This is a genomic window from Butyricicoccus porcorum, from assembly GCF_051246315.1.
Taxonomy (GTDB): Bacteria; Bacillota; Clostridia; order Oscillospirales; family Butyricicoccaceae; genus Butyricicoccus_A; species Butyricicoccus_A porcorum.
On sequence record NZ_CP178353.1, the window covers coordinates 1,659,100 to 1,675,254 of the forward strand.

Here is a 16,155-nt window from a genome sequence, read left to right on the forward strand (position 1 = left end):
TTGTTTTGCCTTCTCTTTAGTACACCTATAGTATACGCAGAATAAAGCGCGAAAGCAATGGACAGGATTCATAAAATATGGAAAATTTCGATGCAATGGTGCGGCAGATTGAACAAATGTACACACGATGTATTCATGCGATAGACATGCCCGTGAGCGAAGGACACGGCGGAGGGTATCGGACATTGTGTTTTGCAAGCCGCTGTGGTAAGATGATAGCAAGATGGAATCTGTCCTTCTTGCATTTGTCGCCTGTGTGCAGAGCGGAAAGGGACAGAAATCAAAGGAGAATAACATGAACATTCAGATTTTTGGCAAGAGCAAATGCTTTGATACAAAGAAGGCGGAACGATATTTCAAAGAGCGCCGTGTCAAATACCAGTCGGTCGATCTGCTGCGCTACGGCATGAGCAAGGGGGAATTCACTTCTGTCTGCCGTGCGGTTGGACTAGAGGCGATGATTGACCCGAAGGCAAAGGATCCGGATGCGGCGATGCTGCCCTATCTCGCGTCCGATGAGGCGAAAATGGAAAAGCTGATGGAAAACCCGAAGCTGCTGCGCACCCCAATTGTGCGCAACGGAAAGCAGGCGACTGTCGGCTACTGTCCGGATGTGTGGAAGACATGGGAATGAACTGTCTGCCGCATTTTGTGACCGAAACCGAGTCGATCTGGGACGTTTTGCAGCGCGAAACACGCCCGATTGCACTGTACGGCATGGGTGACGGTGCGGAGAAAATTCTGCGCGTGTGCGGGGAGCGTGGCATCGAAATTGCAGGTATTTTTGCATCGGATGAATTTGTACGCGGGCACAGCTTTGCGGGTTATCCGGTGAAAAAGCGGTCGCAGCTGGAGCAGGAGCTGGGCGATTTTGTCGCCGTGATTGCGTTTGCGTCCAGCCGCCCGGAAGTACTGACTCTGTTTGACGACCTGGATCGCACGCATACGACATATGCGCCGGATGTTCCGGTCGCGGATGGCGCATTGTTCGACCTCGCTTTTGTACAGGCGCACTGCGAACAGCTGGAGCAGGCGTATGATTTGCTTGCAGATGACCGTTCGCGCGCTGTGTTCGCCGCGACGGTCAACTTCAAGCTGAGCGGAAAGCTGCACTGGCTGCGCGATTATACCGACAGCCGGGAAAACGCGTTCCGGACGTATCTCAAGCCGCATGAGCAGGAGCATTTTGTTGATCTCGGCGCATACAACGGCGATACCATTCGTGAGCTACTGGAGTATACGGACGGCAAATATGCGTCGATTACTGCGCTGGAGCCGGATAAAAAGACGTTCAAAAAGCTGAAAAAATATGTGGAACAGGCGGAACTGGAACATATCCGTATTTTGAATGCGGGTGCGTGGTCAGAGCCGGGAGAGATGCTGTTCGGCGGCAAGGCGGGGCGCAATTCTGCACTCACACCGGTCATGCATGCGGTTTCGCATGACAAACATACGGTATCCGTACCGGTTGAATCGGTTGACCATGTGCTGGACGGCGCGCCGTGCACGCTGCTCAAGCTGGATGTCGAGGGTGCGGAATATCAGGCCCTTGTGGGCGCACGGGATACCATTCAGGAATACCGCCCGCGCATTGCCCTTTCCGCGTATCACCGCAGTGAGGATTTATATGAGCTGCCGCTGCTGCTGCACGATATGTGCCCGGAGGTATACATCGGGATGCTGCATCATCCGTATGTCCCGGCGTGGGAGACAAATTTTTATGTAACTTTTTCCAGAGGTCTGGAAAATTCGGTGTGATTGCGGTATACTGAAGATACCCCAAAGAAACGAAAAGAGAAATAGTAGGAAAAGGAGACGATACCAATGGCAACTGCACCGAATTGTTTTTATTGTGATCCGAATCATGAGGGCCGTCTGGCGCTGATGATCCCGGTTGGCAAGATGAAGGTCAGCACCCTGCACCTGTTCAAGGATCAGGCTCATAAGGGTCGCTGCATCGTTTCGCTCAACGATCACAAGTCCGAGCTGTTTGACCTGACCGAAGAGCAGCGCAAGGATTACATGGACGACGTTGCTGCCGCTGCCGCAGCTGTTAAGAAGCTGTGGGGCTGCACCAAGGTGAATCTGGGTGCATACGGCGACAAGCTGCCGCACCTGCATTTCCACATCGTACCGAAGTACGAGGGCGGCCCGGAGTTCGGCGGTTCGTTCGCAATCAGCTATGAGAATCCGGTATTCCTGTCTGACGACGAGTATGCCGAAATGATCGCACAGCTCAAGGCAGAGCTGAACATCGACTGATTTTTATCACAAACGGAGGAGGGCAGAGTGCATGGCGCTTTGCCCTCTGTTTTTGTCCGGTTTGTAAAATCCCCCTGATTTGCTTGAAATCTGCCTGTTTTCCGGCTATACTATAATGCATATTCCTGTATTTTTCAATACAGGTGTCAATTTGCTTTTCAGGAGAAGGATTGATTTATGTTTTCGGGCAATTGGAACGACATTTTGATAGAGTTGCTTATCAGCATCCCGGCTGTGCTGCTGTGCCTGAGCGTGCACGAAGCCGCGCATGGCTTTGCGGCGAATGCGCTGGGCGATCCAACCGCGAAAAATGCGGGGCGGCTGACGCTCGATCCGATTCATCATCTGGATCCGATCGGCACGATTTGCCTGCTTCTGTTCCATGTCGGCTGGGCAAAGCCGGTTCCGGTCGATGTGCGTTATTTTAAAAAGCCACGGCGCGATATTGCGCTGGTTTCACTGGCAGGGCCGCTGTCCAATTTTCTGCTTGCGCTCATCGCGCTGTTTTTACAGCGGATCTTCATGTCAGGCAATTCGACGATCCTGCTTGCTCTCGGCTTGTTCTGCTATTCGACCGCGGTTATGAGTATCGGTCTCGGTGTGTTCAATCTCATCCCGGTGCCGCCGCTGGACGGCTCGAAAATTCTGTTTTCCTTTCTGCCGTATCAGGCTGAATTTAAATTTGCGCGGTATCAGCAGTATATCCAGTTCGGCCTGCTGATCCTGCTGCTGCTCGGTGTGTTGGATACGCCGATCAATGTTGTCATCAATTTTGTTTACCGCATCCTGTCTGCGGTTGTCGGACTGGTGCTGTGATTTATGACGGAGAAAATGACCTTCCATCTGACCGCCTTTGACGGCCCGCTGGATTTATTGTTACATCTGATTGCGAAAAACAAAGTCAATATCTATGACATTCCGATTTCGCTGATTCTCGAGCAGTACATGGAGGTGCTGCGTGAGGTACAGTCGGCGGATATGGAGGTTGCAGGCGACTTTATCACAATGGCGGCGCAGCTGATGCTGATTAAATCGCGTATGCTGCTGCCGAAGGAAAAAAACGAAGAAGACGAAGACGACGACCCGCGCGCACAGCTGGTGGAGCAGCTGCTGGAATACCAGCGCATCCGTGAGGTACAGCCGTTTTTCCGTGCGCACAGCGACGCGGCGCGCGATATTCTGACGCGTCCGCCTGAACCGCTGGAGCGCAAAAAAAAGTTTGAAGGCACGCTGCCGCCGGAGAAGCTGCCGGATGCCGCGCGGCGCATGCTGACGCGCATCGGGCGCAAGCTGCCGCCGCCAGTCAGTGCATTTTCCGGCATTGTCGGACGTGAGCGCGTGCCGGTGCATACACGCATTACATCGATTTTGCTGCGGTTTCGCCGGAAGGCAACACTGAATTTCCGCAGCCTGTTTGACGATACGCACAGCCGGTCGGAGATTGTTGCGACATTTCTCGCCGTGCTGGAGCTGTCCAAGACGCGCCGCATCCATATTGACGGCGAGGGCGATGAGACAGAGCTTTCGCTGTGCACCGGTGAGGAGCGCACAGAAATTCGGGAGGAACGCATTTCATGAATGAATTGTCCTGCCTGCTGGAGGGCATTTTATTTGCATCGGGTGAACCTGTGTATGAGCAAAAGCTGATGCAGGTGCTCGGCATCGATGCGGACATGCTGCACCGCCTGGCACAGAACCTTGCGGACAGCTATGACGCGGAAAAACGTGGCTTTCAGCTGATCCATTTGCAGGACAGCTATCAGATGGTTTCGCGCGCGGAATATGCGGATACCATCCGCCGCGCACTGGAGGTGCGGCGTGCGCCGGGACTTTCGGCAGCGGCACTTGAGGTGCTTTCGATTGTCGCATACCGACAGCCGGTCACACGCGCTTATGTCGAACAGCTGCGCGGCGTGGACAGCTCAAACACCATCCTGACGCTGCTGGATAAAGGCCTGATTGAGGGCTGTGGGCGGCTGGATGTGCCGGGCAGGCCGATGATTTACCGCACAACAACGGCGTTTTTGCGGGCATTCTCCATTTCCTCGCTGGATGACCTGCCTGACTTGCCGGAGCTGACGGAGCTGGAACAGAAAAGAGAGGCAGAACGCGCGGAGGAACAGGCATGATTGTTCTCAAAATCATCGGCATTTTGCTGCTGGCAGTCCTCGGTCTGGGGATTGTGCTTGCGGTTTTGCTGATGTGCCTGCCGGCGCGTGTTGAGGTCAGGCGGCGCCTGCCGGACGGCCCTTTGCGTGTGCGCATTGGCTTCGGCCCGGTCAGACGGGTGTGGACGCTGGGACAGACGGGAAAAAGCAAACAAAAACGACAGAAAAAGCCGGAAAAAGTGCCCGCAAAGCCCAAAGAAAAAAAGCCGCGCGCCCCGATGATTGACGTCAGGAAGCTGGATTATGAGCAGGCGCTTTCGCTCGCACTCGATCTGATTGACGATATGGCGGGAACCATGACATGGGAGCGGCTGCATGTCACCGTCATCCTGCACACGCCGGACGCGGCACAGACAGGCAACCTGCTGGGTGCTCTGTCTGCACTGATCGGCAATCTGTATCCGTATTTCGAGCGCGCCTTTGTACTGAAGGATACGAAAATTGTACTCGATGCGGATTTTGACGCGGAACAGACCGTTTGGGGCGTGGATTGTTCCGTTATGACGCGCATTGGCCGCTTTCCGCGCGTCTTCTGGCGCAGGAGGAAGGCACTCTGGGCGCTGTGGAAATCCATCCGCACGACAAAGGAAGAAGCAAAACAATGGGAAGCGGAGCACGCAGCTTCACAGCCCATGGAGCAGAGATAACAAATACAGAATGAGGGCGGGGACATTTTTACGAACACGCCCGGCAGAAAGGAAGAGGACGAAATGGCAGAACATGCAGTAAATGGCCTGATGGCAGAGACAATGGAAAAAATCCGTTCGATGGTGGATGTCAATACGATCATCGGCGACCCGATTGTTACGCAGGACGGCACGACGCTCATACCGATTTCCAAGGTCACATTTGGCTTTGGTTCCGGCGGCAGCGATTTTAAATCGAGAAACAGCTCGGACAATGCGCCGCTGTGCTTTGGCGGCGGCGGTGGTGCAGGCGTCAGCATCACGCCGATCGCGTTTCTGATTGTCAACGGCGGGGATGCGCGCATTCTTCCGGTCAATATGCCGGCAGAAAACAGCACGGATCGCCTGATTGAGATGATTCCGGGTGCAATCAACGGCATTCAGAACTTTGTATCCGGACGCCGCGGCAAGCAGGATGAAAGTGATTCCTCTGCGCCGGTTCAGACGGGAGAGACTGCACCGACAGCGGAATAAACCGAACAAAAGAGGGGCAGGATGCGCTGCTCCTCTTTTTGGTTGTGCGCATAAATCTCCGCCTTGATCCGTAAAAATGAGGGGGAGGGGATGCGCATGAGAAAACGGCTGCTCTTTTGTATCTGTCTGGCAGTATTGCTGTGCGCGCGGCATGCGCTGGCCTACTCCGCGTCGGCCTATGCCGTACTGTCGGCGGATACCGGCGTCCTGCTGGACGGCTCACAGGAAAACCAGCGCCTGCCTATGGCGAGCACGACAAAAATCATGACCGGTTTGCTTGCGGCGGAGGACCCCGATCTGGAACGGGAAATCACGGTTCCCGCGGCGTGTGCAGGTGTGGAAGGCTCATCAATGTACCTCAAGGCGGGGGAAAAACTGCCGCTGCGAGAGATTCTGTATGGACTGATGCTGTGTTCCGGTAATGACGCGGCAGAATGTATCGCAGCGGTATGCGGCGGGCGCGAGGATTTCATTGCGCGCATGAACACGCGCGCAGAGCAGCTCGGTCTGGCCAACACGCATTTTGACAATCCGAGCGGGCTGGACGGCGAGACGCATTACACAACCGCGTATGAACTGGCGAAGCTCGCGGCATTTGCCCTGAAAAATGAGACATTTGCCGAAGTCGTTGCAACGACAAGCCATACGTATGGCACGCGAACCATGGTCAACCACAACAAAATGCTGCGGCTGTATGACGGTGCAATCGGGGTCAAAACCGGATTTACCCGGACAGCAGGGCGTTGCCTGGTCAGTGCGGCAGAGCGGGACGGGCGCACCGTTGTCGTTGTGACGCTGAACGACGGAAATGATTGGAACGATCATATTTCCATGTTGGACGCGGCATTTGCCGGTATGAAAGAAACCTCTTGGGCACAGAAGGGAGAAGCTGCCTGCGAGATTTCGGTACAGACCGGGCAGGCAGAGACGGTTTCTGCGGTGTATGCAGACGATCTCAGTGCGACGATGCTGGCGGGGGAACAGGCAGAGCTGCGCATTTTCTGTGCACCATTTTTGTATGCGCCTGTCGAGAAGGGTATGGTCTGCGGCTTCGCACAGGTGGTGTGCGGTGATACCGTGCTGTGTGAGACAGAGCTGCTGTGCGCAAACGCCGTCGCCGCCGATGAAACGCAGGCGGACACCGGCTGGTGGGAACGGTTTCTGCTGTGGCTCGACCGTATACGCGGACGGGAAATAGAAGAAATGCAGTGAGGATGCATTGATAGAAAATAGAGAAGCCTAGAGCGGAAAGAGGAAAAAACGTGCAGGAAAGATTACAGAAAATCCTGTCCGGGGCGGGCGTATGCTCGCGCCGGGCGGCGGAAAAGCTGATGGAGAGTGGGGCTGTGACCGTCAACGGTGTGACCGCAAAACCGGGAGACCGTGCGGATACGCAGGTCGATGATATTTGTGTCAACGGAAAACGCATCGGCGGACATGAAGAACTGCATACCATCATGCTGTACAAGCCTGCGGGTGTTGTTACGACGATGTCGGATGAGAAAAACCGCAGAACAGTGGCGCAGCTGGTGCAGCGCTGTCCGGTACGCGTGCTGCCGGTCGGGCGGCTCGACCAGTATTCCGAGGGACTGCTGCTGCTGACCAACGACGGCGCGCTGCTCGATGCGCTGACCCATCCGCGATATCATGTGGATAAGACCTATGAAGTCACAGTGCGCGGGCAGGAGCAGAATCTCCCCAGATTGTCCGAGCCGATGGACATCGACGGCTACCGTATCCGCCCGGCACAGGTCCGGGTAACCGCCCGGCAGCCGGACGGTACCTTCGTGCTGCATATGACCATTCATGAGGGGCGCAACCGGCAGATTCGGAAGATGTGTGCACAGTGCGGGTTCAAAGTGCTTCGGTTGTGCCGGATCGCGGTGGGAAAGCTCCGGCTCGACCGTTCGCTGCGTCCGGGACAGTGGCGCGAGCTGTCCGGCGGCGAAATGGCTGTGCTTCGCCGGGATACTTTACAGAAATGATACAATATGAAGCGAATCCTGCATAATTTTTGCAATTGGAAGCGGAAACACTTGCATTTTTTTGCAGCAGCAGATACAATGAAAGATACATGGAATATCAAGAAAATGTGAGGGTAAGAGGCACAAACTATGAATGATTTAATGAGCAAAATCCAGAATAATCTGTCTAAATTCTCCAAAGGGCAGCGTCTGATTGCGAAGTATATCATTGAGCATTATGACAAGGCGGCATTTCTGACCGCAAGCAAGCTGGGCGCGACCGTCGGCGTCAGCGAATCGACCGTGGTCCGGTTTGCCACGGAGCTGGGATATGACGGTTATCCGCATCTGCAAAAGGCATTGCAGGAGATGATCCGCAACAAGCTCACCGCCGTCCAGCGTATGGAGGTCACAAGCGACCGTATGGGCGATCAGGATATTCTGCGCACCGTGCTGTCGTCTGATATTGATAAAATCCGCATGACACTGGATGAAATCGACCGCCGATCCTTTGAAGGTGCGGTAGAGGCGATTCTGGGAGCCAGACATATTTATATTCTGGGCGTGCGTTCTTCGGCTGCGCTGTCCAGCTTTTTGGGATTTTACTTCAACCTGCTGTTTGACAATGCAAGATTGATCCATACCAACAGCGTCAGCGAGATTTTTGAACAGATTTTGCGCGTCGGCGAGGGTGATGTTGTGCTCGGCGTCAGCTTCCCGCGCTATTCCAAGCGCACGCTCAAGGCATTGGAGTATTCCAAAAAATCCGGTGCAACTGTCATTGCGCTGACCGACAGCCGCCTGTCACCGCTCAGCCAGACGGCGGATTATACGCTGCTTGCAAAGAGTGATATGGCTTCGTTTGTCGATTCCCTCGTTGCGCCGCTCAGCGTTATCAATGCGCTGATTGTCGCCATCGGCATGCGCAAGCAGAATGAAATCAGCGATACCTTTAACAAGCTGGAAGCAATTTGGGACGAATATCAGGTATATGAAAAACTCGACAATGAATAATCTGACCGTTGCGGTCATTGGTGCCGGTGCGGCTGGACTGATGGCGGCGGGGACAGCGGCACAACAGGGCGCTTGTGTGCTGCTGTTTGAGCACAATGAAAAGGTCGGGCGCAAGCTCGCCATTACAGGCAAAGGTCGCTGCAATGTCACAAACAACTGTGATGCGCAGACCTTTCTGACCAATGTGCCGCAAAATCCGCGCTTTCTGTACAGCGCACTCGGCGCGTTTTCCGTACAGGACACCATGGCGTTTTTTGAAAAGCTGGGCGTACCGCTCAAGACCGAGCGCGGCAGCCGTGTGTTTCCGGTTTCCGACCGGGCACTGGATGTCGTCGATGCGCTGTATGGCTGGGTACGCCGGTGTGGTGTGACGATTGTGCACGATGAGGTGACGGATCTCTGCGTGGAAGAAGAAACGGGTGCCGTTTGCGGTGTGATGGCAGGCGGCAGGCTGCGGCGCGCTGACCGCGTGATTGTTGCCACCGGCGGAAAATCCTATCCGCTGACCGGCTCGACCGGTGACGGATATGTCTGGGCGGAAAAGCTCGGGCATACAGTGACACCGCTGCGCGCATCCCTTGTACCGCTGGTCTGTGCGGGAAAGGACTGCCCCCGTTTGCAGGGGCTGTCGCTCAAAAATGTCACGTTGACCATATTTGAAAACAACAAAAAGCTGCATGAGGGCTTTGGTGAGATGCTGTTTACGCACTTCGGCATTTCCGGCCCGCTGGTGCTCAGCGCATCGTCGCACATGCGTAAATGGGATAAGGCGACATACCGCGCGGAGATCGATTTCAAGCCCGCACTGGACGAGGCGACGCTGGACAAGCGCATTCTTTCGGATTTTTCCGGTGAGCTGAACACGGATTTCCGCAATTCGCTCGGCGCGCTTTTGCCGCGCAAGCTGATTCCGATTGTCGTGGAGCGTTCCGGCATTGATCCGCATCAGAAGGTCAATGCAATTACCAAAAAGCAGCGGCATGCGCTGGTGCGCGTGCTCAAGCATTTTGAACTGGAAATCACGGAGCCACGCCCGGTTTCAGACGCCATTGTCACATCGGGCGGTATTTCGGTGCGTGAAATCACACCGAAGACAATGGAATCGAAAAAGGTGCCGAACCTGTATTTTGCCGGCGAGATCATCGATGTGGATGCGTATACCGGCGGCTTTAATTTGCAGATCGCGTGGTCAACCGGCTACCTGGCAGGGTTGAATGCCGGACAGAGCACGGGAGAATAAAGAGATAAGGTAGGAGAATTGACATGAAATCAATTGCGGTTGCCATTGACGGCCCATCCGGCGCGGGGAAGAGTACGATTGCGCGCGCTGCTGCGGGACGTCTTGGCTTTGTCTATGTAGATACCGGTGCGATGTACCGCACCATTGGGTTGGCGGTTTGTCGTGCCGGTGTACAGCTGGGCGACACGGCGGGTATTTTGCCGGTGCTGCCGGGTATTGAGGTCAATCTGAGCTATGAGGACGGCGTGCAGCATGTCCTGCTCAACGGGGAGGATGTATCCGACCTCATTCGTACACCCGAAATGTCGAAATATGCGTCATTTGTATCCGCTGTACCGGAGGTGCGCGCGTTCCTGCTGGACACCCAGCGCGATATGGCGAAAAAGTGCAGCGTCATCATGGATGGGCGCGATATCGGCACGGTCATTCTGCCGGATGCGGAGGTCAAAATTTTTCTGACCGCTTCGCCGGAGGCGCGCGCCAGACGCCGCTATCTGGAGCTGCAACAGAAGGGTGAGAACGTGACACTGGATGAGGTGCTGGCGGATATGATCCAGCGCGACCGTGATGACACCACCCGTGCGGAAGCACCGCTCCGTCAGGCAGAAGATGCCGTTCTGGTCGATACCAGTGAGCTGACACTTGAGGAGTCCATGGATGCGGTTGAAGCTGTCATCCGCCGCGTACTGGAGGGACAGGTATGAAGTATCACCGCAGATTTCAATGGCTTGCCATTCCATTTGTGACGTTGTATGACCATATTAAGTACGATTACCACGTCGTCGGCCGTGAGAATATCCCGGAGGGCGGATGTGTTGTCGTGGCAAACCACAGCCAGTGGGCAGACCCGACAATGGTCGCCACCGCGCTCGGCAACAAGCACGATTTCGCCGCAATGGCGAAAAAAGAGCTGTTTGATATCAAGGGCCTGTCCCCGCTGATTACGGCGCTGGGAGCGTTCCCGGTCGACCGCAGCCGTGCCGACATCAATGCCATCAAGCTGGCACTCAAGGCGGTGCGCGACGGCAGAAAGCTGTTGATTTTCCCGGAGGGGACGACCAAGCACAAGGAAGGCGACGAGGCAAAGGAAGGCGCAGCGCGCATTGCGCTCAAGACCGGTGCGCCGATTCTGCCGATTTATATTCCGGAAAACAAGAAATTCCGATCCAAAGTGTGCGTGATTATCGGTGAGCCATTTGTGCCGGAGCCGACCCGTTCCAAGGAGGGCTACCGTGAGCTGGCCGATGAGATCATGCGCCGCATTTATGCACTGAAGGAGACTGACTAATGGTTACAGTTGCCAAAACGGCGGGGTTCTGCTTCGGCGTGCGCCGCGCGGTCGAAATGGCTGAACAGGCGTGCACGCAGTACGGCAGCATCTGGGCGCTGGGCGATATCATTCACAACACGCATGAGGTCGAGCGTCTGGAAGCGCTCGGCGTGCACAAGGCAGAGCATGTGGACGATGTGCCGGACAATGTGCCGGTGCTCATCCGCGCGCACGGCGTGCCGGAGTCGGTCATGCTCCGGCTGAAGGAAAAGGGCTGTACACCGGTCGATGCTACCTGCCCGTTTGTCGGCAAAATACACCATATTGTGCGGGAAGAGAGCCAGAATGGGCGGCATATTATCATAATCGGCTCGAGAAATCACCCGGAAGTGGTAGGGATTCAGGGCTGGTGTGGGGCGTCGGACGTCTTCGAGACACCGGAGGAGCTGGAAAAAGCGCTCTCCGGCGACACGGAGAAAGCCAGACAGCTGCGCGAAAAGCCGGTTGGAATCGTGGCGCAGACAACCATCAATCGAAAAATATTTGATATTTGCAGTAAATTTATAAAAAAAGAGTGTACAAATGCCAAAATATTTGATACAATATGTAATGCGACAGACGAGCGTCAGAAGGAAGCTCGTTTGCTGGCCGGTAAGTCGGACATTATGATTGTGATTGGCGACAGGAAAAGCTCTAACACAAAGCGTCTGTATGAAATCAGCACATCTCTTTGTGACCGTGTGCTATACATCGAAGATGCCAGCGGACTGACAGGACAGGAGGTCCGGGGTATGGAGCGACCATTCATCGGGATTACAGCAGGCGCGTCCACACCGGCTTGGATAATTAAGGAGGTCAGAAACATGATGAGTGACGAGACAAGAATTGAAACCGGCAGCGAAGACTTCGCTGCTATGCTGGAGGAATCCTTCAAGACTTTAAATACAGGAGATAAGGTAACGGGTACCGTTCTGAAGATTTCTCAGAATGAAGTGCATGTCGACCTGGGCGTCAAGCATGCAGCTTATATCCCGATGCATGAGCTGTCCGACGATCCGTCCTTCAACCTGGAGGAGAGCATCCATGTCGGCGACGAGATCGAGGCAGTTGTTGTTCGCGTAAACGACGCGGAGGGTACCATCGTACTGTCCAAGAAGCGCGTTGACCAGATGAAGGGCTGGGAGTCCATCGAGGCTGCCAAGGAAGAGAAGACCGTCATCGAGGGCAAGGTCAGCGAAGAGAACAAGGGCGGCGTTGTTGCAAGCGCATTCGGCGTCCGTGTCTTTATCCCGGCTTCCCAGACCGGTATCCCGAAGGGTCAGCCGCTGAGCCAGCTGGTCGGCCAGGTTGCACGCTTCCGCATCACCGAGATCAACCGCCAGAGAAAGCGCGTTGTCGGCTCCATCCGTGCGGTTCTGCAGGAAGAGCGCCGCGCTGCTGCTGAGAAGGTTTGGGAGACCATCGAGGTCGGCAACGAGTACACCGGTACCGTAAAGTCCCTCACTTCCTACGGCGCATTTGTTGACATCGGCGGTGTTGACGGCATGATCCACATCTCTGAGCTGTCCTGGGGCCGCATCAAGCATCCGTCCGAGGTTGTCAACGTCGGCGATACCGTCAATGTTTACGTCATCGGCCTGGATCGCGAGAACAAGAAGATTTCCCTCGGCTACAAGCGTCCGGAGGACAATCCGTGGAACGTCTTCACCACCAACTATGAGGTTGGCGACACCGCTACCGTACGCATCCTGAAGTTCATGCCGTTCGGTGCATTCGCTCAGATCATCCCGGGCGTTGACGGCCTGATCCACATTTCTCAGATCGCAAACCGCCGCATCGAGAAGCCGGAAGAGGTTCTGACGAAGGACGAAGAGGTAGAGGCTAAGATCATCGACATCGATACCGAGAAGAAGAAAGTTTCCCTGTCGATCCGCGCTCTGCTGAATCAGGACGACGAGTAATTTTTAAGAATTCACGAGGAGCATCCGCCTTTGCGGGTGCTCCTTTTGCGTGGAAAAAAAGAGGAACCGCCCGCACGGTGCCCGCATACCCTGCTGTCAGCCGAAAGGGGAATGGGTATGAATCTGCACATACGAACGGCACTGGCGCGCCACCGCACCAGAAGGCGCGCGGGACGCGGCCACACATACGGATGGATTTTTCTGGTAGTGCTGTTTGCCTGCCCGGTTGGACTGCATGCGCTGCGTCCGCGGCTGACGGAATACGCGGTCAACTACGTACAGTATCAGGTTACGTCTATCATGGAGCAATCGGTGGCGGCGTGCGCCGGAGAGATGGAGGAAATCGGCCGCATGCAGACGGATGAGACCGGTGCAGTCACCTCACTCACGACGGACACGGCGGCAGTCAATCGTCTGCGCACAGCTGTGGTACGGCAGGTGTATGACAACATCGGCACATTGGAAAACGCGCACACAGCTGTGTCACTTGGGACACTGGTTGATCCACAGTATCTGGCAGGCGTGGGGCCGGAGCTGCCGTTCGGCGTGACGGCGCTCGGCTGCGTGAGCGCGAAGGTAAAGTCGGATTTTTCCAACGCGGGCATCAACCAGACGATTCACACGCTGACCATCCGTATGACAGCGGATTTCTCCATTCGCACGCTCGGACGGGCGCAAACAGTCACCGTTTCGGCGGAATATCCACTGGAAGAGACGATTGTTGTCGGAGATGTGCCCCTTATCGCCGCAAATTCGTAAAACAGGCGGAAAAACACGTATTTTTCCCTTTTCCAACAGGAATATTTTTGATATAATAAAATGTACGTTTGGAAAGGATGAACAGCATGGAAATCGCACAGCAGGTCGCGGCTTTGCGCGAAGCCCTGCGCTATCATAACAAAAAATATTACGATGAGGACGCGCCCGAAATTTCGGACTTCGAGTACGACCGCATGCTGCGTTCCCTCGAAACGCTGGAACAGGCGTATCCGGAGTACGATGACCCGGATTCCCCGACGCATCATGTCGGCGGAAGTGCGTCGGATAAGTTTTCATCCGTTACCCATCCGTGGCCGCTGGAAAGCTTACAGGATGTGTTCTCGTTTGACGAACTCGCGGAGTTCTATACGCGCGCACAGGCGGATGAATATGTGGTCGAATACAAAATTGACGGCCTGTCAGTGTCGCTGGAGTATCAGAACGGCATTTTTGTGCGCGGCGCGACGCGCGGCGACGGCGTGACGGGCGAGGATGTCACCGACAACCTGCGCACCATTGAGGAAATCCCGAAGGTGCTGAAGGATGCACCGCCCGAATTGGTGGTGCGCGGCGAGGTATATATGCGCCGGTCGGTGTTCGATGCCATCAATGCCCAGCGGGAGCTGGACGGACAGCCGCTGCTCGCCAATCCGCGCAACGCGGCGGCAGGCTCTCTGCGGCAGTTGGACAGCGCGGTGACGCGCGCACGCAAGCTCTCGATTTTCTGCTTTAACATCCAGAACAGCAGTGAGCTGCCGCTCACATCACATGTGCAGGCGCTGGATTATCTGAAGCAGCTGGGCTTTCCGGTTTCTCCGCGCTATCCGGTATATACTGACCCGGGTGAGATTGAGCAGGAAATCCGGCGCATGGGCGACAGCCGCGGCGAGCTGGATTTTGACATCGACGGCGCGGTTGTCAAAGTCAACAGCTTTGCCAGACGGCAGGCGCTTGGCTCGACGGCAAAATATCCGCGCTGGGCATCGGCGTATAAATATCCGCCGGAAATCAAGGAGACTCTGCTGCGCGATATCGTCATAACGGTCGGGCGCACTGGTGTGCTGACACCGAATGCGGTGCTGGAACCGGTTCGGCTGGCGGGCACGACGGTCAGTCGTGCGACGCTGCACAACCGCGATTTTATCCGCGAGAAGGATGTGCGCATCGGCGATACTGTGCGCGTGCGCAAGGCGGGCGAAATTATCCCGGAAATTCTCGGATATGTGCCGGAAAAGCGCCCCGCAGACAGCGTTTCCTATGAAATGCCGAAGGTGTGCCCGGTGTGCGGCGCGCCGGTGTTCGAGGACGAGGATGAAGCCGCAATCCGCTGCACGGGTGCGGAATGTCCCGCACAGCTGCTGCGCAACCTGATGCACTTTGTTTCGCGCGATGCGATGGACATCGACGGCTGCGGGCAGGCGGTGCTGCAATCGCTCATTGATGCGGATTTGATTCACTCTGCCGCGGATTTATACACACTGAAGGTGGAGGAGGTTGAGCCGCTCGAGCGCATGGGGCACAAGTCGGCGGAAAACCTGATTGCGGCAATTGAAAAATCCAAACAGAATGATCTGTCGCGTCTGCTGTTTGCATTCGGCATCCGCCATGTCGGACAGAAGGCGGCGAAGGTTCTGTCCGGTACGTTCGGTTCACTTGACGCAATTCTCGAAGCGGATGTGGAACAGCTGACCGAGGTGCGCGATATCGGCGGTGCAACCGCACAGGCCATCGTGGCGTGGCGCGGACAGGAGCAGTCGAAGCATCTGATTGCGCGGCTGCGCGAGCTGGGTGTCAACTTCAAAGGCGAACAGACGGTCAAGAGCGACCTGCTCGCTGGGAAGACGATTGTCCTGACCGGTACGCTGACGCTGTTCACGCGCAAGCAGGCGACCGAGATCATCGAACGCCTCGGCGGGCGCGCTTCCGGCTCAGTCTCTAAAAAGACCACCTATGTTGTCGCGGGTGAAAACGCGGGCAGCAAACTCAAAAAAGCAAATGACCTCGGCATTCCGGTTCTGACCGAACAGGAATTCCGGGATTTGATACAGGAGGATGAACAATAATGGCTATCACCAGAGAAAACGTCGAATATATCGCCAATCTTGCGCGGCTCGACCCGAAAGGCGAGGGCTTTGACAAAATCGCGGAGGATATGCAGAGCATCGTCGCGATGGTCGACCAGCTTCAGGAGCTGGATCTGGGCGACATCACGGACGTCATTGATACCGAACGCAAAAATGCAATGCGTGAGGACGTGCCGGTACCGTCGTATGACAAGGAAACCATTCTGGCGAATGCACCGAGCGTGGAATGCGGCGGTGTCAGCGTACCGCGTGTCGTAGAATAAGGGAGGCAAC

The 16,155-nt window shown here is 55.6% G+C and carries 18 protein-coding genes; all 18 read left to right on the forward strand.

The window, feature by feature from the left end:
• The first annotated feature begins 295 nt into the window (after positions 1-295).
• The 18 genes from ACLM7Z_RS08155 (at position 296) to gatC (ending at position 16,145) form a co-directional block, all read left to right on the forward strand.
• Positions 296-634, forward strand: coding sequence for an arsenate reductase family protein (locus ACLM7Z_RS08155; protein ID WP_087018677.1), 339 nt, complete (start codon positions 296-298; stop codon positions 632-634).
• Positions 625-1,758 carry an FkbM family methyltransferase gene (locus ACLM7Z_RS08160; RefSeq protein WP_242969800.1) on the forward strand — a complete coding sequence of 378 codons (1,134 nt, stop codon included), beginning with the start codon at positions 625-627 and terminating at the stop codon, positions 1,756-1,758. The genes ACLM7Z_RS08155 and ACLM7Z_RS08160 overlap by 10 nt, the downstream gene beginning before the upstream one ends.
• A gap of 66 nt (positions 1,759-1,824) precedes the next feature.
• Positions 1,825-2,262, forward strand: coding sequence for an HIT family protein (locus tag ACLM7Z_RS08165; RefSeq protein ID WP_087018382.1), 438 nt, complete (start codon positions 1,825-1,827; stop codon positions 2,260-2,262).
• Between the two features lie 177 nt (positions 2,263-2,439).
• Positions 2,440-3,078: a site-2 protease family protein gene (locus ACLM7Z_RS08170; protein ID WP_087018380.1), complete on the forward strand. Its 639-nt coding sequence runs from the start codon at positions 2,440-2,442 to the stop codon at positions 3,076-3,078.
• Positions 3,079-3,081: 3 nt separating this feature from the next.
• On the forward strand, positions 3,082-3,840 hold the full coding sequence (locus tag ACLM7Z_RS08175; protein ID WP_273349193.1) for a segregation/condensation protein A: 759 nt from the start codon (positions 3,082-3,084) through the stop codon (positions 3,838-3,840).
• A complete protein-coding gene (scpB, locus tag ACLM7Z_RS08180) occupies positions 3,837-4,391 on the forward strand; it encodes an SMC-Scp complex subunit ScpB (RefSeq protein WP_087018376.1) in 555 nt (184 codons plus the stop codon). Before ACLM7Z_RS08175 ends, scpB begins: the two co-directional genes overlap by 4 nt.
• On the forward strand, positions 4,388-5,077 hold the full coding sequence (locus tag ACLM7Z_RS08185) for a DUF2953 domain-containing protein (RefSeq protein WP_435644842.1): 690 nt from the start codon (positions 4,388-4,390) through the stop codon (positions 5,075-5,077). Before scpB ends, ACLM7Z_RS08185 begins: the two co-directional genes overlap by 4 nt.
• 63 nt (positions 5,078-5,140) lie before the next feature.
• Entirely contained in the window at positions 5,141-5,590 is a 450-nt protein-coding gene (gene ytfJ, locus ACLM7Z_RS08190) for a GerW family sporulation protein (RefSeq protein WP_087018373.1), read from the forward strand.
• A 96-nt stretch (positions 5,591-5,686) separates the two neighbouring features.
• Positions 5,687-6,802 carry a D-alanyl-D-alanine carboxypeptidase family protein gene (locus tag ACLM7Z_RS08195; RefSeq protein WP_165761066.1) on the forward strand — a complete coding sequence of 372 codons (1,116 nt, stop codon included), beginning with the start codon at positions 5,687-5,689 and terminating at the stop codon, positions 6,800-6,802.
• A gap of 50 nt (positions 6,803-6,852) precedes the next feature.
• Positions 6,853-7,575, forward strand: coding sequence for a pseudouridine synthase (locus tag ACLM7Z_RS08200; RefSeq protein ID WP_273349188.1), 723 nt, complete (start codon positions 6,853-6,855; stop codon positions 7,573-7,575).
• 129 nt (positions 7,576-7,704) lie between these two features.
• A complete protein-coding gene (locus ACLM7Z_RS08205) occupies positions 7,705-8,568 on the forward strand; it encodes a MurR/RpiR family transcriptional regulator (RefSeq protein ID WP_087018367.1) in 864 nt (287 codons plus the stop codon).
• Complete coding sequence (locus ACLM7Z_RS08210; protein WP_242969799.1) at positions 8,546-9,808, forward strand: NAD(P)/FAD-dependent oxidoreductase; 1,263 nt, start codon at positions 8,546-8,548, stop codon at positions 9,806-9,808. Before ACLM7Z_RS08205 ends, ACLM7Z_RS08210 begins: the two co-directional genes overlap by 23 nt.
• Positions 9,809-9,831: 23 nt before the next feature.
• Positions 9,832-10,512 (forward strand): (d)CMP kinase, encoded by a 681-nt coding sequence (gene cmk / locus ACLM7Z_RS08215; RefSeq protein WP_087018362.1) that lies wholly within the window; start codon positions 9,832-9,834, stop codon positions 10,510-10,512.
• The gene (locus ACLM7Z_RS08220) at positions 10,509-11,096 is read left to right on the forward strand and encodes a lysophospholipid acyltransferase family protein (protein ID WP_087018360.1); all 588 of its coding nucleotides are present in this window, start codon (positions 10,509-10,511) and stop codon (positions 11,094-11,096) included. The genes cmk and ACLM7Z_RS08220 overlap by 4 nt, the downstream gene beginning before the upstream one ends.
• Positions 11,096-13,039 carry a bifunctional 4-hydroxy-3-methylbut-2-enyl diphosphate reductase/30S ribosomal protein S1 gene (locus ACLM7Z_RS08225; protein ID WP_242969798.1) on the forward strand — a complete coding sequence of 648 codons (1,944 nt, stop codon included), beginning with the start codon at positions 11,096-11,098 and terminating at the stop codon, positions 13,037-13,039. The genes ACLM7Z_RS08220 and ACLM7Z_RS08225 overlap by 1 nt, the downstream gene beginning before the upstream one ends.
• Positions 13,040-13,156: 117 nt before the next feature.
• On the forward strand, positions 13,157-13,798 hold the full coding sequence (locus tag ACLM7Z_RS08230) for a sporulation protein YunB (RefSeq protein ID WP_165761065.1): 642 nt from the start codon (positions 13,157-13,159) through the stop codon (positions 13,796-13,798).
• An 86-nt stretch (positions 13,799-13,884) separates the two neighbouring features.
• Entirely contained in the window at positions 13,885-15,861 is a 1,977-nt protein-coding gene (ligA, locus tag ACLM7Z_RS08235) for an NAD-dependent DNA ligase LigA (protein WP_087018354.1), read from the forward strand.
• Positions 15,861-16,145 (forward strand): Asp-tRNA(Asn)/Glu-tRNA(Gln) amidotransferase subunit GatC, encoded by a 285-nt coding sequence (gene gatC, locus ACLM7Z_RS08240; protein WP_087018351.1) that lies wholly within the window; start codon positions 15,861-15,863, stop codon positions 16,143-16,145. The genes ligA and gatC overlap by 1 nt, the downstream gene beginning before the upstream one ends.
• Positions 16,146-16,155 lie beyond the last annotated feature (10 nt).